Annotated in this window: 20 protein-coding genes; 5 read left to right on the top strand and 15 right to left on the bottom strand. The window is 69.1% G+C overall.

Annotation, left to right across the window (positions count from 1 at the left end):
• Positions 1-358: 358 nt before the first annotated feature.
• The 3 genes from ABD358_RS18270 to ABD358_RS18260 all read left to right on the top strand — a co-directional run bounded on the left by ABD358_RS18270 (position 359) and on the right by ABD358_RS18260 (position 3,997).
• Positions 359-1,684: an IS701 family transposase gene (locus ABD358_RS18270; RefSeq protein ID WP_425576366.1), complete on the top strand. Its 1,326-nt coding sequence runs from the start codon at positions 359-361 to the stop codon at positions 1,682-1,684.
• 343 nt (positions 1,685-2,027) lie between these two features.
• The gene (locus ABD358_RS18265) at positions 2,028-3,275 is read left to right on the top strand and encodes a HEAT repeat domain-containing protein (protein ID WP_344632128.1); all 1,248 of its coding nucleotides are present in this window, start codon (positions 2,028-2,030) and stop codon (positions 3,273-3,275) included.
• 389 nt (positions 3,276-3,664) lie between these two features.
• On the top strand, positions 3,665-3,997 hold the full coding sequence (locus ABD358_RS18260; protein WP_344632127.1) for a transposase family protein: 333 nt from the start codon (positions 3,665-3,667) through the stop codon (positions 3,995-3,997).
• Between the two features lie 90 nt (positions 3,998-4,087).
• Here ABD358_RS18260 and ABD358_RS18255 read toward each other — a convergent pair whose 3' ends face one another.
• From ABD358_RS18255 to ABD358_RS18190, 14 genes are all read right to left on the bottom strand, one after another.
• Positions 4,088-5,290 carry a glycosyltransferase family 2 protein gene (locus ABD358_RS18255; protein ID WP_344632126.1) on the bottom strand — a complete coding sequence of 401 codons (1,203 nt, stop codon included), beginning with the start codon at positions 5,288-5,290 and terminating at the stop codon, positions 4,088-4,090.
• A gap of 1,092 nt (positions 5,291-6,382) precedes the next feature.
• On the bottom strand, positions 6,383-7,741 hold the full coding sequence (locus ABD358_RS18250) for a condensation domain-containing protein (RefSeq protein ID WP_344632125.1): 1,359 nt from the start codon (positions 7,739-7,741) through the stop codon (positions 6,383-6,385).
• Positions 7,742-7,898: 157 nt separating this feature from the next.
• On the bottom strand, positions 7,899-8,585 hold the full coding sequence (locus ABD358_RS18245; protein WP_344632124.1) for an HAD family hydrolase: 687 nt from the start codon (positions 8,583-8,585) through the stop codon (positions 7,899-7,901).
• Positions 8,586-8,862: 277 nt separating this feature from the next.
• Positions 8,863-10,566: an AMP-binding protein gene (locus ABD358_RS18240; RefSeq protein ID WP_344632123.1), complete on the bottom strand. Its 1,704-nt coding sequence runs from the start codon at positions 10,564-10,566 to the stop codon at positions 8,863-8,865.
• 45 nt (positions 10,567-10,611) lie between these two features.
• Positions 10,612-11,478: a hypothetical protein gene (locus tag ABD358_RS18235; protein WP_344632122.1), complete on the bottom strand. Its 867-nt coding sequence runs from the start codon at positions 11,476-11,478 to the stop codon at positions 10,612-10,614.
• A gap of 10 nt (positions 11,479-11,488) precedes the next feature.
• Positions 11,489-12,469, bottom strand: coding sequence for a cytosylglucuronate decarboxylase (gene blsE / locus ABD358_RS18230; RefSeq protein ID WP_344632121.1), 981 nt, complete (start codon positions 12,467-12,469; stop codon positions 11,489-11,491).
• A 37-nt stretch (positions 12,470-12,506) separates the two neighbouring features.
• Positions 12,507-14,222, bottom strand: a complete 1,716-nt coding sequence (locus ABD358_RS18225) for an ABC-F family ATP-binding cassette domain-containing protein (protein WP_344632120.1) — start codon at positions 14,220-14,222, stop codon at positions 12,507-12,509.
• A gap of 34 nt (positions 14,223-14,256) precedes the next feature.
• Positions 14,257-15,372, bottom strand: coding sequence for a hypothetical protein (locus tag ABD358_RS18220; RefSeq protein WP_344632119.1), 1,116 nt, complete (start codon positions 15,370-15,372; stop codon positions 14,257-14,259).
• Positions 15,369-15,905 carry a nucleoside 2-deoxyribosyltransferase gene (locus ABD358_RS18215; protein ID WP_344632118.1) on the bottom strand — a complete coding sequence of 179 codons (537 nt, stop codon included), beginning with the start codon at positions 15,903-15,905 and terminating at the stop codon, positions 15,369-15,371. The genes ABD358_RS18220 and ABD358_RS18215 overlap by 4 nt, the downstream gene beginning before the upstream one ends.
• Complete coding sequence (locus ABD358_RS18210) at positions 15,902-17,197, bottom strand: MFS transporter (protein ID WP_344632117.1); 1,296 nt, start codon at positions 17,195-17,197, stop codon at positions 15,902-15,904. The genes ABD358_RS18215 and ABD358_RS18210 overlap by 4 nt, the downstream gene beginning before the upstream one ends.
• A complete protein-coding gene (locus ABD358_RS18205) occupies positions 17,188-17,778 on the bottom strand; it encodes a non-canonical purine NTP pyrophosphatase (protein WP_344632116.1) in 591 nt (196 codons plus the stop codon). The genes ABD358_RS18210 and ABD358_RS18205 overlap by 10 nt, the downstream gene beginning before the upstream one ends.
• The gene (locus ABD358_RS18200) at positions 17,772-18,830 is read right to left on the bottom strand and encodes a hypothetical protein (protein WP_344632115.1); all 1,059 of its coding nucleotides are present in this window, start codon (positions 18,828-18,830) and stop codon (positions 17,772-17,774) included. Before ABD358_RS18200 ends, ABD358_RS18205 begins: the two co-directional genes overlap by 7 nt.
• Positions 18,827-20,035, bottom strand: coding sequence for a DegT/DnrJ/EryC1/StrS family aminotransferase (locus ABD358_RS18195; RefSeq protein WP_344632114.1), 1,209 nt, complete (start codon positions 20,033-20,035; stop codon positions 18,827-18,829). Before ABD358_RS18195 ends, ABD358_RS18200 begins: the two co-directional genes overlap by 4 nt.
• A gap of 49 nt (positions 20,036-20,084) precedes the next feature.
• A complete protein-coding gene (locus ABD358_RS18190; RefSeq protein ID WP_344632113.1) occupies positions 20,085-22,094 on the bottom strand; it encodes a hypothetical protein in 2,010 nt (669 codons plus the stop codon).
• A gap of 2,295 nt (positions 22,095-24,389) precedes the next feature.
• On the opposite strand from ABD358_RS18190, the gene ABD358_RS18185 reads away from it, so the two are divergent.
• Complete coding sequence (locus ABD358_RS18185) at positions 24,390-24,602, top strand: DUF262 domain-containing protein (RefSeq protein ID WP_344632112.1); 213 nt, start codon at positions 24,390-24,392, stop codon at positions 24,600-24,602.
• Entirely contained in the window at positions 24,599-24,928 is a 330-nt protein-coding gene (locus tag ABD358_RS18180) for a hypothetical protein (protein ID WP_344632111.1), read from the top strand. Before ABD358_RS18185 ends, ABD358_RS18180 begins: the two co-directional genes overlap by 4 nt.
• Before the next feature lie 52 nt (positions 24,929-24,980).
• On the opposite strand, the gene ABD358_RS18175 is transcribed toward ABD358_RS18180, so the two are convergent.
• Positions 24,981-25,280 (bottom strand): hypothetical protein, encoded by a 300-nt coding sequence (locus tag ABD358_RS18175; protein ID WP_425576365.1) that lies wholly within the window; start codon positions 25,278-25,280, stop codon positions 24,981-24,983.
• Positions 25,281-25,607 lie beyond the last annotated feature (327 nt).

Genomic DNA, 25,607 nt, shown 5'->3' with positions numbered 1-25,607 from the left:
TGTTTCGGTGGAAAAGTGTGGTGCGGGGAGGGCGCCGGTGTCCCAGTCGGTGGGCGGGAGTCAGCGCCGAACCAGTGCGATGGGCCTGAGCGGACCGGAATGAGGGGCGCTGGGGGCAGCACTGAGCCAACGCGGAGAGCGGCTTGGGCCCGTCCGTGGTGGACGGGTCCAAGCCTCTGAGCCGGGCTTTTGCCTCGTGGTGCCGCTTCTGGCCCGGCTTGCCGTAGCAGTTTGAAAATGTCTGGCTGCGCACCTAGTACTCCAGTGTGACTTCGCGATCTTGGGTCAGATCCGCGTGAGAACTGGAACGGCCACCGCGTGATCATCAAGGGTTGTGTGGACTCATGACGATCGTGCGATGGCCGCAGGTCACAGCATAGACGGCGCCCGATGGCGGGCGATGTTCGAGCAGGCCATGGCGCGGATTGCGGGCCGGTTCAGCCGAGTTGAACCCCGGGCTACCGCCCGCGCCTACCTGCTCGGACTGCTGTCGCATGCCGAGCGGAAGAACTGCTGGCATCTGGCCGAACAGGCAGGCCATGCGCGACCGGGCCCGATGCAGCGGCTGCTGCGCTGCGCCCGCTGGGACGCCGACGCCGTCCGCGACGACATCCGCGCCTACGCCGTCGAACACCTCGGCGCCCAGGGCGCGGTGCTGATCGTGGACGAGACCGGCTTCGTGAAGAAGGGCCGGGCCTCGGCGGGCGTGCAGCGCCAGTACACCGGCACCGCCGGGCGCATCGAGAACTCCCAGGTCGGCGTCTTCCTCGCCTATGCCACCAGCCGGGGACGGACACTGATCGACCGCAGGCTCTACCTGCCCGAACAGTCCTGGTGCTCCGATCCCGGACGCCGCCAGGCGGCCGGGATACCCGAGACTATGCAGTTCCAGACCAAGCCCCGCCTGGCCTGGGAGATGATCGCCACCGCGCTGGACGCCGGGGTGGAGACACCGTGGGTGACCGGCGACGAAGCCTACGGGCAGGACCCTCAGCTTCGTGCCGCCCTGGAGGCACGCGGGACCGGCTACGTCATGGCCGTCGCCTGCTCCACCCGGGTACGGATCAACTCAGGCCGCACCACCATGCGCGCGGACACCGTCGCCGAACGCCTGCCCGCCAGCGCCTGGCAGCGGCACAGCGCAGGCAACGGCGCGAAGGGCCCGCGCTACTACGACTGGGCCTGGATCCACATCGGCACCGACGGACACCGCCACCTGCTCGTCCGCCGCAACCGCACCAGTGGTGAACTTGCCTTCTACCTGTGCTGGTCACCTGCCGCGGTCACCCTTGCGGAACTCGTCCGGGTCGCCGGCGTCCGCTGGAGCGTCGAGGAGTGCTTCCAGGCCGCCAAGGGCCAGGTCGGACTCGATCACTACCAGGTCCGCAACTGGACCTCGTGGCACCGCCACATCACACTCGCCATGCTCGCCCTGGCCTTCCTGACCGCCCTCGCCGCCGACGCAGCCCCCGACCGACCCATCGATCCCCACCACCCCGCCCGCGGCAGCGACCCGATCACGCTGACCGTCCCCGAGATCCGCCGCCTACTCGTCGTCGCGCTCATCCCCCCGGCCGTGACAGCGGCCAGGCTCCTGCACTGGTCCACATGGCGCCGACGCCACCAAGCAACAGCCCGCCGCAGCCACTACCGACAACGGTCAACTGACCAACTCACTGGATAGATCACGAAACCGCACTGGAGTACTAGCGCTACAACGAGAAAGGCCAGGTCAGAAGCGGTACGGGAGGTATCTGCTACATCCTCTTCCCCGCGGAGCCGTCACCGGGTGCTACGGGAGCTGGGCATCCTCTGACCCGACGCCGCCCCCGTGGCGGCTGCGCCCACGGCTCGTCGGGCCACCCGAGGCGTCCGCCTCCACTTCAGGGAAGCGGCGGCGGACCGGCCGGACCGCCGCCGTCCGCGCCTCCGGCTACGGCGGCACCCTGGCCGGCGCCTACCTGCCTGAACCCGGTACCGAGCAGTGACACGACCGGGTGTCAGGGCGGTATGGGAGATTGCCGCTCGTGACGACGGAGGACAATCCTCTGGCCGGGCTGGACGCGGTCGACTGGGCGGCCCTGGAGCACGCCTACGGCGCCGCGGACGACGTCCCGGGACAGCTACGGGCGCTGTGCGAGGCGGATGCGGACGGGCGGCAGAAAGCCCTGCAGGGGTTGTACGGCAACATCTTCCACCAGGGCAGCCGCTACGAGGCGTCGGCTGCGGCCGTGCCGTTCCTGGCCCGTATGGCGGCCGATGTCTCGCTGCCCGACCGGCACGAGGTCCTGGAACTGCTGGCGGCGCTGGCCATCGGGTACGACGATGCCCATCTGCCGGGCGGCGTCGACGTGGCCGGGTGGCGGCGGAAGATCGCGGAGTTCGCGGCGAGGGACCCGGAGCAGGTGCGCGCCGAGTACGACACCTGGGTGGAGGAGGCGCCCGACGAGGGCGAGCGGCGCGTGCGTGAGATGCGGCGCGCGATGTTCGACTTCGATGCGCACCTGCGGGCCGCGGGCGCCGAGTTGGGCGCCTACGACGCGGTGCGGCAGGAGGTGCCGGCCCTGTGCGCGCTGCTGGGAGACGGCGATCCGGCCGTCCGTGCGGCGACGGCCTACCTCGTGGCCTGGTTTCCCGAGGAGGCCGACCGCACGGTGCCGCAACTGCTGCGGCTGCTCGACCACGAGACGGACCAGGCCGTCGTGGCCACGGCGCTGGTGGCGGCGGGGCTGCTGGGCGATGCCACGTTGACCGACGGGCTGCGGCCGTTCCTCGCCGCCGGGGACCGAGCGGTGCGGTGGGCGGCGGCAACCGCCCTGGCACGCCTGGGCAGTACGGAGGCCGGAGCCACGGTAGGCGCGGAGGTGCTCGCCGAACTGGCCGCCGCCGAGGCGGATCCGCCGGAGCCCGGACCGCCCGGCATCCTGTTCCACGAAGGCAACCTGCGCGGCTACGCCGCGGCGAGCCTCACCCTGCTCGCCGACCGCTACCCGGCCGAGGCCCTGGACGCGGTGACGGACGGACTGGCCGCGACGGCGGGACCTGCCGGCTTCGCGGTCGCCGCGGCCGCCCTGCACCTGGCCTTCGGCCCGCAGCGCCCCGCCGGCCTTCCGGAGTTCGCGGACCTGGACAGCCGTCAGCAGCGCCTGGTCCGCGTACTGGCCGCGCTCGACGAGGACACGTGGCGGTGGGTGAACTTCCTGGAGATCCTGCGCGCGTGGGGCCTCCCCCAGGACCGCGCGGCGATGCGCGCCTATGCGGGACTGTCCTCATAGAGACTCGTGGAGACTCGTAGAGGAGAGAGCGCTCGCCGTCGGATGTGGCGTCGGGCGGCTCCTGCCCCGGCACCGGAGCCGCCCTGAACGCTGTATCGCTCCGGGGCAGGAAGGCGAGTTCCGTCGGCGTCTCCTGGAGGGTGGCGACGGTTCAGCAGCGACGGCTTGCGGTGGATGAGGGGAGGATTGCCCCCGGTTGCCAGGTGGAACTCGTGGTCATGGTCGGGATTCCGGGCGGGTTCCGGGTCCTCCTCGGCCGAGTCGAAACTTCGGCGCAGCCGTGGCGTGGGCGGGTTTTCCGACATGCGCCGGCGGCGGCCCGGACGCGGAGCAGGCACGAGCTTCCAGGACCATGCGGGTGTCGAGCCCAGTGATCCCTACGGAAGCCCGTGCCTTCCGTCGTGTCCTTTCCGATTCCGCCCGTCCTTGGCCGACTCCGCGATCGGCCTGACGCCGCCGAGGACGGCCTGACCGGGCCGCCGGTCCGGTCGGCGCAGGTTCCCGATCTCCGCAAGCCGCGTGGGGTGCGCTACAGCCCGGTGTGCGTACCGGCACTGGCGGCCTGCGCAGTGCTGACCGGTGCGACGTCGCTGCTGGCGATCAGCGAGTGGGCCGCCGATGCCCCACCGTCGGTCCTGGACCGCATCGGCGCCCGTACGCAACCACGCCGAAACCCCGGGCAGGAGACGGCGCCTGTCAGCGCAGAGGCGCTTCTCCGGTGATACGGCCGCCGATACGGGGGTTTCCGTGATGTGGGGGCGGTACTCCGGTCGGGCCGCCTCCCATGGCTTCCCGGCCCTCACAGTTCCGCGTCAGGTCACCGGTGTCCCGACGAAACGGGTGAGGTCGCCGATGGGCTCGGTGGGTCGCCAACTGAGCGCGGGAATGTGCGCGTTCACGGTGTCCCCGTCTTCGCGCAGGAGGGCCGAGGACGGGTGGTACATGTGTAGCAGTGGATCGTTGTAATGGTCGAATGCCGAGTGGTAATCCATGCGGTAGGCGAAATCATTGTCCTCTCCGCCCCAGCCCTCAAAGCGTTCGTCCATGCCCTGGATCCTGTGGTACGCGCTTGCACGCGCCCACACACAGCAGCCCGGTGGGCGCCGTAGCACGAATGCCCTGAGGTGGTCGCTGCCTGCCTCTGGAGCTCGCTCGTGTAGCCGCTGCCTGATCGCCCAGGACGTCGAGGGTTCGTCGAGACACCACATGTCACGGTAGGTGAGGTGCCCCATGGTGCCGGGCCGGCGGAAGCGGGCGGCGTTCCGGGAGACGAAGTCCCGGTCGGTGAGCACATCCGCGTCCAGTACGCAGATGATCTCCGGGCGGCCGGGGGTGTTGACCGCTCCGGCGTTGACCGCCCACGACTTGTTGAAGGTGCCGCTCTTGGGGGCGAACAGGTAGTGGTCGGTGTACGGCAGGATGACGTCACGCCAGCGCGGGGTGTCGTCAGACTCGACCACCACGACCCGGTAGGAGGAGCGCGGTGCGGACTGATCGCGCAGGGACAGCAGGCAGGCCAGCAGGTTGCGCAGCCGCAGCCCCGGGCCTCGGTCCCGGAATGGCACCACGATGAGTACGGGGGGATCTGCTGCGGCGGGGAGGGAGGCGCCGGCCTGCAGCGCGCGCAGCTCGCCGACCTCTGCCTTGGTGGCCGGAGGGCCGCCGTACCGCTGCCCCAGATGGTAGCCGAGGCGGGAGTTCGACTCCGCCTGCCAGGCGAGCGCGAACAACTCTTCGGTGCTGAGGTCCCGAAGGGCTGCGAGGTCTCGCAGATGGTTTGTGAGCTCCCGTTGGGGGTGTGTATCGGTGGGGTCCGCCCGCAGTGCCGCCAGGAGTCGGCAGATCGTGTCGTCCGCGACTTTCTCCGCGGCCTCCAGAACCGCTCGCCGGTACGCCACGCCCCGCTCCCAGAAGGCGATGCTGGCTTCCCGGGCCTGGGGGTCAACGTCGACGGTCAAGGCAGTGACGACAGCTTGGGCCAGGACCTGCGGATCGTCGGGGGTCAATGCCGGCATACGGGGGCCTGCCTTTCGGTGTGTGGATCCATTACGGGGGATTCCGCGGACCGCCAGGCGGCCTGCGGGATTTTTCGCCGTGGGATATCCGTGCTGGCCGGGTATGTGCGATCTCACGGGCGATGAAGCGTTTGAGGCAGCGGAGGAGTCCTTCTTCGACATACCTCGGGCTGTGCGTCACGCGATGCGGAGCCGCGCGCGGGGGCGTGGCGCGCCCACACGCGTGCGGTCGCGTGGAGGGCATGGCCGACCCGGCGGTCGCCGCCGGGGCCGGGGGCGGTGCGGCCGGTCCGTCCGGAGCCGGCGGAGACCTGGACCGCCCCGCAGAGACGGGCGAGGCCGGGCTCCGGATCCCGGCCGGTCGTGGTTGTCCCCCGCTGCGGTCAGGAGCCGGGCCGCCGTCTCGACGCCGTCCGGCTCCGCCGGCCCCAAGGCCGCCTGCACGATCGGAGGCCCGCGTTCGGCGTCAGCCATTCGGTGGGTCTCAGGCCGCCGAGTACTTCCATGTCAGTCCTTGCGATCGCTCGGGGGACGGGGAGCCGAGGCACTGCGGGTACGACTGTCATCGGGACGTCGCCGCAGGGCGACACCGGCGAGGTCGCTACGCCTGCGACGTGGTACGGCGGGCTGGTGGAGGGAACGGACCCGAAGCCTCGGCCGGGATGGACATCGCAGGGGGTACCACCGTGTTGGACCGACGGAGACGCGGAACGGACGCGGCCCCGACGTACGCCGAACGACGAGAACGAGTCGCCGGGGCCGGTCGGCGACGTCCTGGCCGCGTTCACCGGCGTGCTTCGACCCGTCGACCCCAGCCACGGTGGTGCCGCTCCGCCGACGGCCTGTCCGGCGAACCAGCGGCCCGTCGTGGCCCGCCCTCCCACAAGGGCGGGGACGCGGACGTGAAGGGCGTCTTCGGCGCCGCCGACGATGCCCGCTTCCGCCGGAGTCCGGGCGACAGCGCTGACTGCTTGGCCGGCGTCGCCGCGCTGGCTCCCAGACTCCGTGACTCCGCCTTGTGGGAGGCGGCCCGTACAGGCACTGCTGAGCGGCGCGCACCTCTCCCAGTGGCCGGCATCAAGGCATCGCTTTTCAAGACCGGCGGCAATGCTTGACAGCGCGGAGGATGATCCGCTCGATTTCCCGCAGGGAATCTTCAATGGCCTGCGGGCCCACTAGCTCGGTGTCCGCGGTGAAGGTCATACGCAGCCGGTCGCCGTCGTCGTGGACATGCAGGGCGATGTCCTCTTCCCCACGGTTGTCTGTAAGTGCGCGCACATCGCACTCGCCGGGCCTGAGAGCCTCGTCCGTGGGCCACTCGGCCGTGACCGGTGATTCGCTTCCTCCCATGCGCGCGTCATTGTAGAACACCGTCCGGTGAAGTCTGCAGCGGTCCGCGCCGCTGCTCTGTATCTCCGACAGCAAGTCGACCTTGTTGTACTGGGAATGCCGGTAGGACGTGAGCGAGGAACGCCATGTCCTCTTCAGCAGTTCAGCGAAGCCGTCACAGGAAACATTGACGGTGAAGAGTCCCTCGAGTACACGAGGGCTGACATTCCTGCGGTCTGCCGCGTTGATTCGGTTCCCGCACATCAGCATGAGGCTCGGTCTTGTGGTCCCTGTCAGTTCTCCCAGTACCAGGGAAGCTGCGGAAAGCAGCACAACGGAACTGCTGACGCCGAATCGGGAAGAGAGCAGGGTGAGAGCGCGGGGCAGACTCCCGGAAGAAAGCTGTCCCTGCCAGAATCGCGGTTCTCTGTGATCGGAAAATCCGGGATCGACGCGCATGGCAGGCAAGTCGAGAAGGGTCCTGATCCAGTACGCGACGGCTCGGTCCGAAAAAGTTTTCCCCTCGTCTGAGTTCTGGAATTCAGCCACCTCACGCGGTTGTACGGGACAGGGAAAGGAGAGGGGATTCGCGCCGCCGAGGACGTCGGTCAACTCCCCGATTGCGATCCGAATTCCGAACAGGTCCGCGCACATGTGCGATATGCTGAGCACCAGCCTCTTCGGCCCGCCGTCAAGGCCTATCAGGCATACCCTGAGCGGTATTTCGGAAACGTGTCGGAATCTTCGGGACACCCACTCTGTCTCCGCATCCGTTTGATCGGCGTCGGCGTCCGACTCCAGTACGCGCACCGGAACCTCCACTGTGCCCTGTACCTGCTGGGTCACTCTCCCTTCGGAGTCTTCGAAAAAAAGCGTTCTGAAAGATTCGTGGCGCCTGACCATCCACGCAACGGCCTCGAATGCTTCGGCAGCGGAAATGTCACCCCCAATGTCGACCGATTGGCTGAGATTGAACTGGTGGTCATCCTCGCCGAGGGCCTTCATGGCGTCCCAGAAGGCTTGCTGTGCCCAGGTTCCTGGAAATGCCTGATCGTGTGTCTCCGCCGACCGCACCTGCAGAAACTCGTCCCTGTGCTGGTCTGGCGTTGTTTTCGTGGACATGCGTCATCCTGCTCGACGATTCGGGTTCCGATTTTCGGACAGCTGTCATTTCTGTCGGTAATCCGCGCGACGGTTGTTTCCCGGTCGGCGTCGGCAGCTCGGTGCAGACGCCGGCGAGCGGGCGGACAAGGTGCTGCGGACAGACGAGCCCCCGCGGTCACCTGCCCGTGGCAGGCACGAGTGGGGCACGGTTGTTTCCCGGCGCCAGCAGACTGTCGATGATCTGCGCCAGATCAACATGCCGGAATGACTCGACCCGCAGGTCGGCGTGGCTGAGATCCAAACCCGCAGTCATTTCATTGGGCACGGTCACGCAGTGCACTCCGGCCGCTCGTGCTGCCCGGATCCCCGTAGGCGAGTCCTCGAAGGCGATGGCCTCCTCGGGAGACACCCCGAGCCTTCGCAGGGCTTTGCTGTACAGGTCGGGCGCAGGCTTGGCGCGGATTCCTGCCGTGTCGGGGCTGTGTATGCCGTGCCATCCGGTGTCGATGCCGCACTGGCGCACGCAACGGGTGATCCACCGGGCCGGGCTGTTGCTGACAATCGACCGGGCGAGCCCGGCCGAGTCCACCTGCTCCAAAAGATTCCGCACACCCGGCCGCGCCTGAAGAAGGCTGGTTCTCTTCTCCACGTCCACGGCAACCCGGTCTTCCAGACCTGCCCGGTCCAGGGACCGTCCAACACGTTCCTCCAGCTCACTCCAGAGGTCGAAGCCGACAGTGCCGATAATGCTTTCCCAGTGTCGGCGGGTCAGTTTATGACCATGCTCTCGAAAAACCTCGGCGTAAGTGGCGAAGATGTGTGACTCGGGATCCCACAGCGTGCCGTCAAGGTCGAAGAGCACTGCTCGGACGGTTGTCCTGTCCAAGCGATGAGGTATGGGCGGCGCGAGAGAACTGCTCACGGTATTTCTTTTCCACTTTCTATCCGGACAGGCAGGTCGATTCCGTCGATGGTTTGTTTCGAGAAAGCGGCGATGGGTCCCGGTTCGGGGTCTATGCGCGATCGCCGGGAGGCGGCCGGAGCGGTGGTGGCAGCGCTGACCCGTACATCCGGGTCAGTAGAGGGCGACGGCGGATCGACTACTCCGGGCGCCTGTCGTGACCTGCGCCCCGCCATGGTCACCTGAGCTTCGAACCGGCTCCGAGGAGCCCGGCAAGGGAACGGGGCGTCGAGTTCTCCAGGAAATCCAAGACACCGACCTCGACGCCAGTGTCCTCCTCGACCCGGCTGAGCAGTCCCACGACTGCCAGAGAGTCCCCGCCGATGAGGAAGAAGTTGTCGTCCGACTCCACCCGCTCCAGCTCCAGCACCTCTTCCCAGAGCCGGCACAGCCGCGCCGCCAGCGGGTCATCGTGCGCGTCATGGGACGAAGACGGTCCTTCCTGCCTGGCCATGGCTCTGCGGCGGAGTGCCTCTTTGTCGGGTTTTCCTGCGTGGTTCAGGGGGAGCTCGTTCATCACGAACACCACCGCGGGGCACTTCGAAGGCTCGAGGCGCTCCCGGCAGTCCCGGCGCAGCCGGGCCGGCTCGGTGGGTTCGTCGCACACCGCGGCCAGAACGACCACCGACCCCATGGAGGCACTCGGAACGCCGAAGACGCAGGCGTCCGCGACGTACGGCAGAGCACACACCACGTCCTCGACCTCAGCCGCGGACACCTTGTACCCCCCCGTCTCGATCACGTCGGTCCGCCGACCGGTCAGGTACAGGTAGTTCTCGTCGTCCAGGTACCCCAAGTCGTCCGTGACAACCTGTGGCCGGTCCGCGGTCCCAGCGTCCCCGGACCGCAGATAGGTCCGCCGTTCCTCACCGGGGACCAGGAACTCGACGGCGCCGACCTCATGGGGTTTGCAGTCCCTGCCCTCGTCCGAGACGACGCGCACCCTTCCGTCCCGGATCCGGCCCACGGACTCCGGCCGCTTTCCGTCGTACTCGATACTCACCCCTGCAGGCCAGGCCTCGGTGGTGGTGTAGAAGTTGGTGATGGTGGCGTTCGGGCAGAGCTCCGCCAGCGCGCCGAGCAGCCCGGGCCTGCTCCGGCCGCCGGTCAGGCCGAGGTTCGTCAGGTTCCCGATCGTCTCGACGCCGTTCTGCCGGCAGTGGGTCACCAAGGCTGCGGCCATCGCCGGGATGAGCAGCGTTCCCGCGTCGCCCTGGAAACCGTCCAGGGCGTCGACGAACCGCCGGCTGTCGAAGCTCGGCAGGACCAGTGTTTCTTCAGGCGCCGTCAGGCAGGTGAGGAGCATCGACTGCGCAGCGTTCCCGCCGATCGGCAGTGCGTGGACGAAAAGGTCCCGTTCCTCGGTAGGCGGTAACGGAACGTAGGAGCCGGTCAGCCCGCGGGCGAGGTTGGCGTAGGTGGCGGCCACGGCCTTCGGCACCGCGGTCGAGCCGGAGGTGAGCAGGATCTGGGCAAGGAAATCCCCTCGCTCGGCGTCCACGGTGGGCGGACGGGCCCCCGCAGCGGACGCCTCGGAGCGCCAGCCCGGCCGCAGCACCAGATCGGCCCGGCAGTTGCGCACGGCACTGTCCACCTCCCGCGCCGTGTACGTCCCCGGAACGGGGCACGTGGTCGCGGTCAGTATGAGAACCGAGACGTAGGTTGTGGCGTACTCCAGGATGTCGGCGTTGGAGAACACCAGCACCGCCCGGCCCCGCGGCTGCAGGCCCATGCTCCGCAGGGCGGCCGCGGACCGCAGTGCTTCATCGAGCCAAACGCCGTAGGTCAAGGCGTTCCCCACCCCATCGACCAGGGCCACTCGGTCCGCGGAATCCGCTGCTCGCCGACGCAGCAGTTCCACGGGGCCGTTCTCGACATACATATTCCTGCTCCTTCACATACCGATGACCGTGCTGGTCGACAACGATCACAACGGGGCCAGCACCAACTGCCGGAGTTGTCGGGCCACCCGCTGCAACGCCCGTCCGTCCATGTCGCGGGCAGACGCGTCACCGGCGAGCACCGAGGTTCCGAAGAGGGGCCCCGGGGGTGTGTCACCCGCCTCCCGGGGGGCGGCAAGCAGGCTTGCCGCCCCGGCGACGATCTCCTGGCCCTCGTCCAGCGCGGGCAGCGCGAGCATCGGCACGCGTGCGTACTGCGCCTGCCCGAACGCCACCGGAGACGGGGAGACGGCGGCGGCACGGACACCGTCCAGCACGAGCCTCCCGTCGGACCGTGTGATCTCGATCCGCTCGGCTGCCGCTGCCAGCCGGGGTGCCCAGTCCTCGCCCAGGCTGCCCTGCACCGAGACGCGCAGCGTCACAGACGCCGGGAGGCTGGCGGCCAGTGCCAGGATTTCGCGTGTCAGGCACTCCACGCGGTCGGCTTCCGCTGCCGGCGGGACGACGATATGGGCCAGCACCACGTCGCCGGACCTCCACCGCGGGGAGCGTCGGGGAATCGCCGATCCCACGCTCCGCAACCCCGCGGCCGACCCGCTCCCGAGCCACTCGGGAGCGGCAAGGCACCACACACCGGCTCCGCCGGACGGCGGCGTCGGCAAGGGCGGGCCAGTGGCCACATGAACGCCGGGCCGGCCGTGATCAGTGTGCTCTGCGGCGGTCTCCGGCTCGTCGACGACGAGGAAGACATCACCGCCGGGCTCCCCGGTGATGTCCAGATCGGTGATGTGTTCGCAGATCCAGGTGAGCACGGCGGTGGAATCGGGGTGCTCACGCGCCCGAATCGAGACACTGCCCAGTGTCCGGGCGGGTTGTCCGGTGTTTCGCGCCATGTCTCTTCCCTCAGTAGCGCCACAACGGCACGGTGCCGTGACGGGCCACGTCGTCGCTGTAACCGGCGGAGGTGGCCGAGCAGCCTTGGCAAACGGAGGGGCCGTTCAGCCGGAAGTACTCCCTCTCGCCCCTGAACCTCGGTGTGTCCAGCAGTACTCGCGCATCACCGGTCACCGTCGGCCCACCCCTGCCTTCATCTCTCCTGTGCGGCAGGCAACTGCAAGGGAACACGGAGTCGTTCCTGGGGTCCAGATAGATGACATCCTCCGTGACCCGGCACAGCGGCCCCGACGCCCGGGGCGGAATCGACTGTTCGAAGAACGCGTCCTGCTCGTGCTCGGTGTCGCCGTAGAAGCGCTTGCCCAGGGGTACCAGAGGGCTGTCCTGTCCGTAGAGCGGCTCGCACACCGCGAGTACGTCCTCTCGGTCCCCGTACGTGATCGAGCGACTGAGCTTGAGTGTCGACAATTCCCACTGCTGTACCTTGAGTTCGGCCAGTACATGCTGCAGCTGGGGCATTTCGGCGTAGTTGTGAGGGCCTACGACAGTGTTCACCCTGGAAACGATCCCGAGTTCGACCGCGCGCCGAAGTCCGCGGACCGCGGCGTCAAAGGTGCCCGGCGACCGCCGGTACAGATCGTGGGTGGCCGCCGAACCGCCGTCGAGGGACACAACGACCTGTGCCAGCCCGGCTGCGGCGAGTCCGTCGATGCTCCGCGGAAGGTGGAGGCCGTTGGTGATCAACGACATCAGCATCCCGTAGCCGGTGCCCATGCGGACCAGTTCCATGATGTCGCGGTGCATCAACGGCTCGCCGCCGGTGAAGCGGACGACCCGGACGCCGATCTCCGCGGCCTGCGGAAGCAGCTCCTCGAACGCCTCCGGGGTGAAGCGGTACGTGTCCCGTGACTGCGCGAACTCGCACATGAAGCAGTCGGCGTTGCAGGCCTCGAGTATTCGGATGAATAAGTACTTGTTCCGGTTGCCCATTTGGCTTCCTATCGTTTCAGCAGTGAGTTGCCACCCGTCAGCGCCGACGGTGCACCCGGCTCTCGTCCCACACCGGTTCCGGTGCCTCGTACACCGAGCCGTCCTGGCCGAACACCAGGAAGCGGTCGAATTCCCGAGCGAACCAACGGTCGTGCGTTACCGCCAGGACAGTGCCCTCGAAGGAGGCGATGGCCTCCTCCAGCGCCTCGGCCGAGTGCAGGTCCAGGTTGTCGGTGGGCTCGTCCAGCAGCAGCAGGGTGGCTCCGGAGAGTTCGAGCAGCAGGATCTGGAACCTGGCCTGCTGCCCGCCTGACAGGGAATCGAAGGTCTGCTCGCACGCCTGAGCGAGGCCGTAACGATCGAGGACGCGGGCGGCCTCGTCCCGCGACCGCCCACTGCGGTGCTCGTCACCGCGGTGCAGCACATCAAGGAGCGTCCGGCCCAGCAGCGAGGGGTGCTCGTGGGTCTGCGCGAACCAGCCGGGCCGAACCCGTGAGCCGAGACTGACCCTCCCATTGTGATCGACTGGCGTCGGCACGGCATCGCCGACGGGCAGGTGCCCCTTGTCGGGGTCGGTGCCGCCCGCCGCGAGCAGACGCAGGAAGTGCGACTTCCCCGAACCGTTGCTGCCCAGCACGGCCACCCGCTCGCCGAACCAGACCTCCAGGTCGAACGGTTTCATCAGCATCTCGTCGCCTGCTGTCGGCGTATCGCCGGACACCCGCAGTCCGAGCCCGTCGCAGATGATCGCCCGTTTGGCGGTGCGGCCGCCTTCCAGCCGCATCCGGACCCGCTGGCGATGCGGCACCTGCTGCGGCGGGCCGGCCGCCTCGAACTTCGCCAGCCGGGTCTGCGCCGCCTGGTACCGGGAGGCCATGTCCGAGTTGTAGGCCGCCTTCTGCTTGTAGCGCAGCATTTGCTCGCGCAGCCGCGCCCAGTCCTCATCCCACCTCCGGCGCAACTCCTCCAGGCGCGAGTTGCGCTGTTCGCGCGCCTCGTCCCAGGTTCCGAAGCCCGCCGGGTGCGTCCACACGGTGGAGCCCGCTGCCCCGGGTTCCACCGTGACGATCATGGTGGCGACCCTGGACAGCAACTCGCGGTCGTGGGAGATGAACAGCACGGTCTTCTCGGAGGCCGCCAACTGCTCCTCCAGCCAGCGCTTGCCCGGCACGTCGAGGTAGTTGTCCGGCTCGTCCAGCAGCAGCACTTCCTCGGGACCGCGCAACAGGGCCTCCAGGACCAACCGCTTCTGCTCGCCGCCGGAGAGCGTGGTCACGCCACGGAACTGAGCCCGGCCGAACGGAACCCCGAGCGCGGCCGTGGTGCACATGTCCCACAGCGTTTCGTACTCGTAACCGCCCACGTCGGCCCAGTCGGCGAGGGCCGTCGCGTATGCCATCTGCGCCGGCTCGTCGTCCGCCTCGATCATCGCGTTCTCAGCGGCCTCGAGCTCCGCCGCCGCCTTGCGGATCCAGGGCGGCGCGACCTCCAGGAGCAGGTCGCGGACGGTGGAGTCACCCCGGACCTGCCCGATGAACTGGCGCATCACGCCCAGGCCCCCCGAGTAGGTCACCGCACCCGCCTGGGGCTTCACGTCGCCCGCCACGATCTGGAGCAGCGTCGTCTTGCCGACGCCGTTCGGACCGACCAGCGCTGCCCGTGACCGCTCGCCGACCCGGAAGCTCACCTGCGTGAGCAACAGTCGTCCGTCGGGCAGGCCGTAGTCGACCTGCTGGACGTCCACGTGTCCCATATGTTTCCCTTCCTCTTCGGCATTGCGCTCCGCCTCATCCAACGAGCCGCTCTATCTCGGCGGCCACTGTGTCGGCTCCGTCGCCCGGGCCGAGTACGGACCTGACGAGGTCCGGGCCCGGGGCTTCGGCCGTCGACTCGAGCAGTACCGCGAACTCACGGGGATCGGGCGCGCCGTCCAGCATTCGCTCGCAGATCGTGTTGCGAACGGCTTGCGAGCCGACCGGCTCGGGCACGACACGTTCCGCCAGCCAGTCGAGCAACTGGGATTCCCAGCGCTGCGCCGCCACATCCAGAACGCTCTGGTTCACTGCCTGCGCTATGCGCAACTGGGAGTAGTTCTGCGGGGGCAGCAGTTGGAACGGGACGCCAGCGTGCAACAGTTCGACGATACTCGTCAATCCGGGTGGAATGAGGACCTTCGCGGCATTCGCCGCGTCGCGCAGGTAGTCCTCCTGGAGGCCGCTGCCGATTCGGCTCACTCCGCGCACTCCGCCCGCCCAGGCGAGGGCCTGCGGATTGCCGTGCACGACCACGCGGGCTGCGAGCTCCGGCTGCTCCTCCTCCAGGGTGCGTACCGCCTGCATCCACATCTGCGCATACCAGACGTTGCCGCGGCACACGTCGTTCTCGAAGTTCTCCAGCCCCGACAGCGACAGGACGATCTGCTCCGTACGCCGGCCCGGCGCGGACGGGGCGGTCGGCGGCTCGCCTGTGATCCCGCCGATCGGACGGCAGCCTGGCTGGGAGTCGACGTTCGCCGCGGGTACGGACAGCAGCGGCAGGTCTTGGTACAGATAACCGACACAGTCTCCCGGCATCGCCAGGGGGCCGTCCCACAGCCAGGCGAGCGAGTCGAGGAAGAGGACCGGTTCACCGCGGCCGGCGGCGAGAGCCACCGCTGCCCGGTTCATCACCGACACGACGAGATCCGCGCGCGCAGCCGGGGATCCGGGCGGGGTGACCGCGTCGAAGAGGCCCGGCTCCGCGGTGGCGCCGGTATGGCCGGCGCCGCTCAGCTCCAGCGTCACCCCGTCGCCCATCCTGGCCCGGACGGCACGGGCCACGTGCAGTGCCTTGCCCACCGGGCCGAAACCGTAGGCGACGGGCGCCATCCGTACGCGTGGCTCTCCGACGGCGCAGACGGTCACCGTGCCCCCCTTGCCCGGACGGACGTACCGACGGCCGCGGCGATGGCATCGGCGAACCCGGCGGGATCGGCGACCGCCTCGTCGATGTCGATCAGGGTGACGTCGAACATCGATCCCAGACCTCGCAGGAACGGGCTATAGGCGGCCATACGAGCCACTTCGACGAGCGCGATCACCGGTATGCCGCGGGCGGTGGCCCAGCCCAGCTCGACCCCCGTCCCGATCGACGGGTAGACGGTGCCGTCCCGCAGAGGCAGCAAGCACGCATAGGCGTCACAGCCGGTCAGCCATTGATGGTCGCGCCGCACGACGGCGGCGTGAACCGTCCCCTCGGGAAGCCGGCTGAAGCCCTCCGCCTCGTGCGCGGAGTCGATCACCATCCCGGTGGCCCGCAGCCCGGTCAGCAGTCGGTCGACGTACAGGCGGAGCCGGGCGTCGAAATCGGTTCCGTCCCGGAAGCCTGCCTTGATCGGTCCGCCGAGCAGTACCCGCATGGGCCGCTGAGCCGTCCGCAGGGAAGCGTCAGGCGTCATCGTGTCGCCTCTTTCGTCTTGTCGCCGGAGCTGGATGTGGGTGGATCAACCGACGCGGAGGCGTTCCAGTCGATGCGGAAGCGGCGCACGCCGGGAAGCGCCAGCACCAGGGTGACCGCCAGGATGTTCCACACCACGCCCAGGATCAGGATCGGTTGCCGGCCGAACTGGGTGACCATCAGACCCGCCAGCAGGTAGCCGAGGGGCATCAGACCGGATGTCAGGGTGTAGTCCCACGCATTGACGCGGGAGCGTACGGTGTCGGGGATCTCGCGCTGGAGCAACGAGGCCCAGATCGTGCCGAAGAAACCCACGGCAGCCCCCTTGACTCCCTCGGCCAGCGTGATCAACGGCACCGAGGTCGTCAGGGCGAGCAGCAGCGGGGGTACGGCTCCCAGGTACATCAGTGCGGTGCAGGCCCAGATCGGGCGCCGGGGCTTCCAGAGCCGGACCGCGAAGGGGCCGCACAGGGAACCGCACAGGAATCCGATGCTGATCGTGGCCCACGATTCGGCTCCTCCCAGAGTGTCGGAGGCCATCAGCGGGCCGATGATCGCGAACGGCGCCACCACGATGGGCATCTCGACAGCCGAGCGCAGCAACTCGCTCAGCAGCCAGGAACGCCTGCGGACCTCCGACCAACCGGCCCGCAGATCCTGCCAGACACCCTGTGCTGCCCCGCCGCCGGCCCGCGGCGCGGACGAGGGCAGTCGCATGGCGGACAGGAACAGCGCGCTCAGTACGAAGCTCACCGCGTTCACCGCGATCGCGGCGCTCGCGCCGAACATCGCGATCACCGTGCCCCCGGCCGCGGTTCCGATCGCCACCGCGGCGGTCCGGCCCGTGTGCAGCAGTCCGTTGGCGTCGGTGAGGTGGCGGTCCGCGACCGTCTGAGGGATCACACCTGTCACGCTGGGGGCGTACACGCAGCCGAGCGCGTTGGTCAGGAACCCGAACAGGGCCACGTGCCACCAAGCCGCCGCACCCGTCCAGAAGAGCGCGAACAGAACCGCCTGGAACACCGCGCGGCCGATGTCGGAAACGACCATCAGCCGCACACGGTCGAGGCGGTCGGCCCATACGCCGCCGAGCAGAGCCAGCAGTACGCCCGGCAGCTCCACCGCCGCCACCACCGCGCCGGCCACCGCGGCGTTACCGCCTGCCTCCAGCACCAGGAAGAGCAGGGCGAAGCCCCCGAACGCGTCGCCCAGGGCCGAGGTCGTCGAGCTCAGGGCGAGCCACCGGAAGTTCGGGGACTTCAGCGGGCCACGGCGGGATTTCCTCAGACCCACCCCTCGCTCCCCTCCTCCGCCTCGGAACGGGCGGGCCGCCACAACGCCGCAGCTTCGGCGGCGCAGCGGCGCAGCGCTGCTCGCGGCCCCCGGGTCAGTGCGGCCACAGGCAGCGAGCCCGAGCCGGGCCGGGCCATGGGATCCGCCACGACCCGCCGCTCGTCGGCGTGCTGGAAAGTGCGCACGACGCCGTTCCACGCGACGGCCAGGGCGTGCACGACCCGTACGTCGGAATCGGGGACCAGCCGCGCGGCCAGTGCGCCGAAACCGTGCTCGGAGAGGTACCTGGCTGTCAGCGGTCCGGGACCACCGCCCAGGCAGGCGAACTCGAAGCCGGAGTCGTGGGCCACGACGACGCTGCCGGGCAACTGCGCCGCCACCGCGCCGGCCTTCGCCCGCACCGCGGAGAGGTAGCCGACCTCCGCCCGGTCTTCCGCGGTCCCCGGATCACGCCCCTCGAACGTGACCGGCACGGCGAGCACGGCGTCGAACTCGGAGCGCAGCAGGTCGATCTTCGCCCGGTTTCCGGTGGCCACCACAGCGGTGAAGCCGATGGCGCCGGGCCGGTTGCCGGTCAGCACAGGCACTTCCCCAGGACCAGCGTGTCCATCCCCGGACGGTACGCTTCGCGTAGCTGTGCCTCGAGTGCGAAGCCCTCCCTCAACAACAACTCGACCACTGAGTTGTCGGCGATGGGCAGCACCACGTAGATCCGCCGCCTACCCTGGTCGTCGGCGAGCCGACAGGCGGCACGGACGATGGCGCGGGCCACGCCGAGGTCGTCGACCAGCAGCGGCGACAACTTGATCGCACCGCCCCGCTTGGGCACCAGGACCCCGACGCCCCGCACAGCGCCGTCGTGGTACGCAGTCAGCAGCGACTTCCCCTTGCGCGCGTACACCTGACGATCCGCCGCGAGCGCTCGCACTATGGATTCCACGAAGCTGTGGTCGACGCCTGCGAAGCCCGAGCGCATTCGGCGGAGCATGAACTCCGCCAGCCGGTCGGGGTCCACCGTGCCCTGCCGCACCTCGGGTGCGCGGCCGGAGCCGGCCGGGATCTGGTTGCGTCCCACAGCCGCTTCGCCGGCAGGCCGGACGATCCGGCCCAGCACGACCTCGTCCTGCCCGGCCCGGTACTGCCCTCGCAGCACCCCCTCGACCTGGTAGCCCAGACCGAGGTTGAACAGCAGCGTGCGATCGTTGGAGCCGCTGATGGTGAGGTACAACTTGCGTATCCGGGGGTCACGGGCGATCTCCGCCTCGACGGCGCCGCGGAACCTGGTGCCGATGCCCGTGCGGCGCAGTTCCGCCACGGTGACCGTCGGGCCCATCTTGACGGACCCGCCGCGTTTGTACGTGGCGACCGTGAAACCGATGGGCACCCGGTCCCGGCGGGCGACGAAGATCCGCTTGCGGAGGGTGAAGTAGCCGTAGTCGTCGGAGCCGAGCCGGGCGGTGTACATCAGGGACCGCGGGAAGCTCGGGTCGACCTCGTCGTAGAAGTGCGGCAGCTCGGCCAGCAGGAGTTCCTCGAACAGACGCTCCTCACCGGGTAGCAGGGCGTCGCTCAGCGTGAAATCGGCGGCATCCGCCGTGTCCAGCGTCTCCGCACCTTGTTGTAATGTCCTCATTTGGTGAACACCTTCCGTACCGCCGCGATGTAGTCCGGTACCTGCGCAGCCAAGGCGGGCGGCCGGATGCCGAGCAGGTGACGCAGTGTGGGGTCCTTCGCGCGGGCGAGTCCGTCCTCGCGAGCCGTCCAGGCACCGCGCTGTACGAGTTCCGCTCGCACCCACGGGAGTGCGAACATGCTGTGGTAGCTCCATGCCGGGCAGCCCTCGGCGACAAGGGCGTCCAGCGCCCAACCCGTGTCCTCCCGCCAGGAGGCGTCGGGCGCGAACACCACGTCGTAGTAGTTCTGCTCCACGTGGGGCGCGACCGGGAACGTCCGCAGCCCCAGGCCCGCCAGGCCCTCCTCGAGGGCCGCGCCGTTCCTCCGGCGCGTTTCCCATCGCTCCGCCGCGTTCCGCACCGAGTGCAGGCCGATGGCGGCCGCCAGTTCGTGGGACATGTAGTTGAATCCCATCTCTGCCGGCAGCGGGTTCAGCGGCGTCCCGGACGTGTACCGCCGGAAGTCTTTGCCGTAGTGCATCAGCCGCCTGATCCGAACAGCGGTCTCCTCGCTGTCGGTGGTCACCATCCCCGACGGGACGATGGTGTTGACTACGTTGTGCGTGGTGGTGAACGACCAACACGCGGCCAGCCCCTCCCGGCCGACCGGCCGGCCGTGGACGCGAGTGGCCTGGGCGTCCGCTGCGTCCTCGACTACCACCAGGTCCGGGCGCCGGGCACGGATCTCAGCCACATCGACCGCGCGTCCGACGTGGTGCACGGCGACCAGCGTCGCCCCGCGCGGAATCTCCTCGCAGGCCCGGTCGACGTCCATCACGAGATCGACCGGCCGCACCGGCACGAGGAACGGCAGCGCTCCCATGGCCAGCACGGCGTTCAGGACCGAATAGAAACCCAGCGTGGGTACCGCCACGACGCTGCCCGGGCGGACTCCGCACGCATGCAGAGCGAGGTGGAGGGCGGCGGTGCCGGAGGCGCAGTGCACCGCGTGCCGGGCACTGACCAGCCGGGCGAAGGCGTCCTCGAAGGCGCGTTGCCGCTCGCCGCCGTACCACTGGAGGGCGTGTCCGTCGCGTATGAGCTTCGCGCACTCCTCGGCGAGCGCTTCGTCGGTCTCCGGCGGTTGGTCCGGCCGGGGGATCGCGGGTTGACCGCCGTTCACCGACAGGTCGCGGTCCCCCCGCGCGTTCTCTACGGTTCTCATGGTTCCCCTCTCCGGGAGTCGGCCATCGGTTGTGGCCTCACGCCGTGGTTCAGCCGAGCCGGACGAGGCCGTGGCCGTGCGGGCTGAAGAACAGTGCCTGCATGGGCAGGCGGATTCCGAGGAGGCGGGCAACGCGGTCGACCTTCTCCTGCTGCGGGCGGTAGTAGTCCTCGATGACGTTCAGGACGACGGTCCTCCGCCCCATCCGTTCCCGCTCCGCGATGGTTTCCGTGAACGCGTCGAGGAACGGGGTGTGCTCCAGAGTGGCGGTCACCTCGTCCCAGCCGTCGATGTACAGACGCTCGAACTCCCTTCGCAGCGAGGCCCGCTGCGCAGGGTCGCTCTGCCCGTCGTAGGCGCGGGCCATGTCCCGGTGCAGCTTTTCGGCGTCGCGGCCGGTCAGTTCGGTGAAGGCGGCCGTGATCCGCCGACGGGCGGCACGGTAGGCGATCAGGCCGATCTCGAACATGACGCATCCGTTGCGCATCTCGCCTTCGAGGTCCTCCACCATCTCCACGCGCAGGTCCCCGGACTCCAAGTACAGGTTGCCGCCGATGCGATGCAGCCGGTAGCCCTGCCCGTCGCGGCTGACCGCCCGGCGCAGCACGTCGTGTGCCACGGCCCGCGGTAGCGGACTCGACTCCAGGATCAGGTCGTCGACGGCGAGCCCACGGGAGTCGAACAGGCCCTCGTAGTCGGCGAACCGGAAGCGGTTGAGGACATGGTCGTCATCAACCATGGGCGTCACGTCGACCGCGGCGCTCACTCCCTGCCGATCCGCCTCCTGCCGCAGGATGTCGACCAGTCGCGCGCCCAGTTCCAGACCGCGGATCTGCGCCGGTCCGACCTCCCGATCAGCGTGTACATGGCCGCACTCCAGCGACAGCTCCACACCTCGCGAGCCGGCCAGCAGGTCCCTGCAGACCGCCTGGAGGTCCTCTTCGCTGTCGGCGACCGTCGGAGCCGCCATCGCGGGCACCGGACCGGGCTTGACCAGCGTGTACGGCGCCCGGCCCAGCAGACGGCCGAGATTGACGGCCAGGTCGATGCGTCCGGAGCGTCCCGGCCGGTTCAGTTCGTCCTCGACGTGACCGGCCCGGGCGAGCTCACCGCCGTCCAGGGCGAGCACCAGCCACTGGTCGTCCTCCAGAGCCAGCATCGCGTGACCGTAACGCGTCGTCTCCGACCCCGCCCGTGCACCTTCCAGGAGCCCGCGGCCGACTACGCGCTGCCGGAATCCGTCGCGAGCCAGCACCATCCAGGAGGCACGGCCCGCCGCCCAGATCTCCGCTGTCCGTGTGCCCGCCGTGTCCGTTTGCAGGCCGGCCGCGACCAGGCTCTGCGGTCCGGTCTGCGAGTTGTGCAGCAAGTAGTCCGTGAGCCCGATGGCCACCGGCAGAGGGTGCCGGATGGCGTACCGCTCGAAGACGCCCAGCAGGTCCCGGGCCCCCGGCCCGGCCGCCACCGCGCCCAGGAACGGATAGCGGGTCCGCTCCAGGCGCGCACCGTCTCCGGCCTCGCCGACGAGCTGCTGCACGACGCTTGAAACGTCCTGCCAACGGGCCGGGCGTGCGCCGCGGAGCACCAACCGCTCGTGTACCAGTACGAGTATCCGCTCGGCCGCCCCCAGTGCTCCGTCGTCGTGTACGAAGTCCCGACGGTGCTTCAACGGACGGGCACCCTGATCGAGGTGGTCCAAGTCCATGATCCGGTCGAAGTGCAGCACCTCCTGCCGGATCTCGGCCCGTGTGGCCTTGGCCTTCTCCTCGGCGGTCAGGAGACCGTACGGCCGACCGAACTCCAGCACGGCGTCGACATCCCGCAGCAAGCCTTCATCAGGGGCTAACTCGGAACAGATACGTGCGATGAGCGCCGCTCCTTCACCTGGCCGGGTTATCTCCGCGGCGGTGGAGAGCCGCTTCATCAGGTCGCCGACGTGTCGGCGTGTTGTCTCCACCGCTAAGTCGCGGTGCACTCCGGCGTCCACAGGAGTGAAGTGTTCCAGAAGAAGGGTTTTCACGGATTCGTCGGGAACAGCGGAAACAGTGCGCGAGTTCATATGTCCTCACTGGTTGCGCGGCTGGAATTTGGAATGTAAATGGATTGCTGATCGGGTAAGGCGGCCTCGGAGATTTGTTCTGGAAGGCTGCGTCCTCGCGCGGGCTCACCGACCCGCTCGGCGGCACGGCTGGGGCGCTGTTCTGCCGGCTGCCGCGGGGATCCCGTGTTCCGCCGGTCTTTCGCCGGCGGTGGTTCAGGCGAGGGACCGCAGGATGACGGCGTTCACGGCGGCCACCGCGCAGAAGCAGGAGAGAGGGAGAAGGAACGTGGCGTTCAGCGGCGTCGGAGGGGTGCGCTGCCGTGTGACGTCCACCCGGGCGAGTGTGCCCGGGCAGCCGGGCCCGTCGGCGGGGACACGTTCACCCCTGAAGTCCGCAGGCCTGCGAGGCCCGCGTTGTCGAACACCTGCGGGACGAGCCGGACGGGCCGATGCCGAAGGCGGCCGACAGCGGCACCCGCGCGGTGTGCGACGACCTTCGTACGACCGGTGGCGTGCCGGGCAGACCGATCATGCCTCCGTTCGCCGACCGCCTTCGGGTGTACCCGGGCGGGGTTGGCGGGCGAAGGCTCCGCCGGCCGTCGGAGCAGGCCGTTCAAGGGGGCGCTTCGACACGGCGATGCGGAGTACGCGAGTTCGCCGGCCTGCTGCCGTGTCGCTTCCGTCACCGCTGGACGGGGGGAGCCAAGGTTCGGATCGAATGCCGCGGGTGCGTAACCGATGCGGTCTTCCCCGTCCGTATCACACAGACGGATCCCACCGGCGCGCGCCGTCTCGATGGCGTTTGCCGGGTGGTGGAGATGGTTCGTCATGATCTGGAGAATACCCCTCAGGATACTGATCTGGTGAATACCCCTGGGGATATGCGGAACACCAAAAATCCGGGACGGTCGTCGAGTGCTGTCGCCGCGCGGTTCGCGAAATTTTTTCGATGACGATTTGTCGGACAGTTTACGGCAATGCGTGGAGTCGCGACAACTCCGTCTCGGATGCGGACAGCTCGCATGCGAATTTTAGAGTGTTCTCCATTCGTGCGCATAGGGCCGGTCGAAGAATCTGAATCATGCGGAAGATTCGACTCGGTATGCGCGCAGTAAATCAGTTGGTCGTTCAAGCCTCGGGTGACGTGGAAGCGAGCACCCTCGCGGGGAATATCGTGACCCACGCACCGAACCGCGTCAAGCGCGTGTCAATGGTCCTGCGGAAGTATTTTCGGCCAGGTCGGCGACCGGTGAAGCGTCTGGTTCACGCCTGTGTCCGGAAGGGGGTGTCCGGTGGAAGGCGGACGCTTCCGTCGCGCGAAACCCGGTCCTGCCCTGCCCTCTTGATCCCCCCTGATTCATCGGTCGGCGTGCTGTTGCGCGACTGCCCAGCCCCACGGCGCCGAGGGCCGAGCAGGAGCCCGCCATCCGGCTTCCCCGTCTGCGAGGCCGGCGGATCACCCGCGTCGGAGGTCGGCGCAACCGACCCGTTCACCGTCTTCGACGGCTTGAATTGAGTGCTGCTTTTCCGCCATGGGATGAACCGCGGTTCAGGTTGCGACCGAGATTCGATGTGACGGTGTCAACAAGATTCTTTCGGCTGAATGATCTATGCGGAGCAGGATAAGGCCTGGGTGCCGGGACGGGCTGATCACTTCCGTCTCGGCGGGGCGGACCTGAAGCCGCTGGTGAGGCGGTTCTTCCGCAAGACCGTCCGATGCGGCACCAGAGGCTTCACGCCGGTTTCCCGTGGAGCCGTGCTCGACGTCCCCACCCGGCGGCGATCTCCCCGCCCGCCTGCCAGCCCCCGGCCGCCGGAGGGCCGGCACCCCGAAAAGAGCCGCGGGTGCCGGAGCCCGTTCCGGCAGGTGGCCCCGGTGCTGCGCCGGTCCCGCTGCCGCATCTGCGCATCCCCTGGCCCGTGCTGCCGGGACTTTGGGCCACCGGCTGCCGGGCCCCACCCGGCCGAAAGGCCGGGGGCCACCTGCACAAGGATGCCGGTGCCCTGGCCGGCCAGGCCCCGGGCCCGCGCGCGGGGTCGCGGCGCTGCCGCGGGCAGGGTCCGAGCTGCGTGGCGCCGGACGACGTGCCCGGCGCTCGCCGCCACCCGGCTGGGAGCGAGCCGAGGAGGGCACTAGTGCCCGGCCGCCACCGGGAACTCCGCTACCGGGAACCCCGGGCGTGGCCGGTCCCCGGCTGGTCCGGCCCGCACGCCGAGGCTCCGGCGCCGACTCATGAGTTTTCCTCTTCCGGCCTCTTCCCTGGTGGTGGGATGAGGGAGTCCGGCCCGGACCACCGTGAGAGAGACATACGCGTGCACGCTCAGAGGACCACCTTCAGCAAGCTCGTCCAAGGCGAGAAGCAGTTCCAGGTCCCGCGCTACCAGCGGACGTACAGCTGGGGCGAGGAGGAACCTGAACGCCTTCGGGACGACGTGACGGAGCTGGCCGAGGACCGCCTGGAAGGGCAGTCCCCGGCCGCGCACTTCCTCGGCTCCGTCGTGCTGGCGCCGGACCGTATCACATGATCAGGCCGAGCGGACGGACCGACTCCCGCCTTCTGTGGCCCATCGCGATCCATCCGTTCACCGGCACCGTCGAGGTCGTCTTCCAGCACCTCAAGCGAAGCCCTCCCCTCGACGACGAGCCACTGCGCCGCGAGCTGATGACCAAACTCAACGAGATCGAGGGCGTCGACCTTGCCGAGGCCAAGCTCGACCTGCGGCCCTCCTTCCCGGTCGAGGTCTTCGCGGAGCACAGCGAGGAGATCTGCGCCGTGCCGGAGTGGTTCGCGCACACGGTCGCCCTCGCGGAGGCCCGTCGCATGCCGGACGGCGATCCCGGCACGTACTGAGGACCAGGGGCGGGCCCCGCACGCTCGTCGTGCGGGGCCCGCCCGCCCGGGGCTACGAAGGGCTCCTGCCCGTGACGGGTGCCAGGAACGGGCTCGGCGTGCCGTGCCAGGACACCCGCAGCGCCTCCCGCGCCCGTGTACACGCCACGAAGAGCAGGCTCAACTCGCTGCTCGTGCCCCTCTGGTGCTGCGGTGCGTCGACCTCCGCCGGAGTGACCGCCGACTTCATCGGCACCGTGCCGTCGCTCACACCGCCCACCTCCTCCGCGATGCCGATGACCAGGGCGTCGCCGCGCCTCTGGGTACCGGCCGGGGGCTGGACCACCGTACCGGCGGCGATGGCAGCCTCCACCTGCGGACGTTCGCTCTCGGACACGTCACGGGAGGCGTCTGCCGCCTTCTTTCCCCGGCCGAGCCGTCACCGGGTCAGTACCGGGTGCTACGGTCGCTCGGCATCTGCTGAGCTGCCGCCGGGCGAAGGCCGACAGCAGCGAGCGATGCCGTCGGCGATCAGACGGCCGTAGCGGTCCGCCGTGACACCTCGTGGCAGGGGCGCCGTTGCCCGGGGCGTGGCGGACCGCCCGTGCCGCAGGCCGTGCGGGATGCGCTCCCGCGTGTTCCGCCGCCTGACCGCGCGGTCCCGTAGCTTCCGGAGCGGATCCGTGCAGGGCTTCCCACC

The sequence above is a fragment of the Streptomyces glaucosporus genome, assembly GCF_039533345.1.
In the GTDB taxonomy this organism is placed as follows: Bacteria; Actinomycetota; Actinomycetes; order Streptomycetales; family Streptomycetaceae; genus Streptomyces; species Streptomyces glaucosporus.
This window is presented reverse-complemented; position numbering and strand designations above follow the sequence as displayed.

Bases quoted from the DNA above. Each gene is read 5' to 3' on its own strand.
- ABD358_RS18270 (WP_425576366.1), top strand. From the start codon at position 359: ATGGCCGCAGGTCACAGCATAGACGGCGCCCGATGGCGGGCGATGTTC.
- ABD358_RS18255 (WP_344632126.1), bottom strand. From the start codon at position 5,290: ATGCCGGCATTGACCCCCGACGATCCGCAGGTCCTGGCCCAAGCTGTC.
- ABD358_RS18250 (WP_344632125.1), bottom strand. From the start codon at position 7,741: ATGTCCACGAAAACAACGCCAGACCAGCACAGGGACGAGTTTCTGCAG.
- ABD358_RS18240 (WP_344632123.1), bottom strand. From the start codon at position 10,566: ATGTATGTCGAGAACGGCCCCGTGGAACTGCTGCGTCGGCGAGCAGCG.
- ABD358_RS18235 (WP_344632122.1), bottom strand. From the start codon at position 11,478: ATGGCGCGAAACACCGGACAACCCGCCCGGACACTGGGCAGTGTCTCG.
- blsE (WP_344632121.1), bottom strand. From the start codon at position 12,469: ATGGGCAACCGGAACAAGTACTTATTCATCCGAATACTCGAGGCCTGC.
- ABD358_RS18225 (WP_344632120.1), bottom strand. From the start codon at position 14,222: ATGGGACACGTGGACGTCCAGCAGGTCGACTACGGCCTGCCCGACGGA.
- ABD358_RS18215 (WP_344632118.1), bottom strand. From the start codon at position 15,905: ATGACGCCTGACGCTTCCCTGCGGACGGCTCAGCGGCCCATGCGGGTA.
- ABD358_RS18200 (WP_344632115.1), bottom strand. From the start codon at position 18,830: ATGAGGACATTACAACAAGGTGCGGAGACGCTGGACACGGCGGATGCC.
- ABD358_RS18195 (WP_344632114.1), bottom strand. From the start codon at position 20,035: ATGAGAACCGTAGAGAACGCGCGGGGGGACCGCGACCTGTCGGTGAAC.
- ABD358_RS18190 (WP_344632113.1), bottom strand. From the start codon at position 22,094: ATGAACTCGCGCACTGTTTCCGCTGTTCCCGACGAATCCGTGAAAACC.
- ABD358_RS18180 (WP_344632111.1), top strand. From the start codon at position 24,599: ATGATCAGGCCGAGCGGACGGACCGACTCCCGCCTTCTGTGGCCCATC.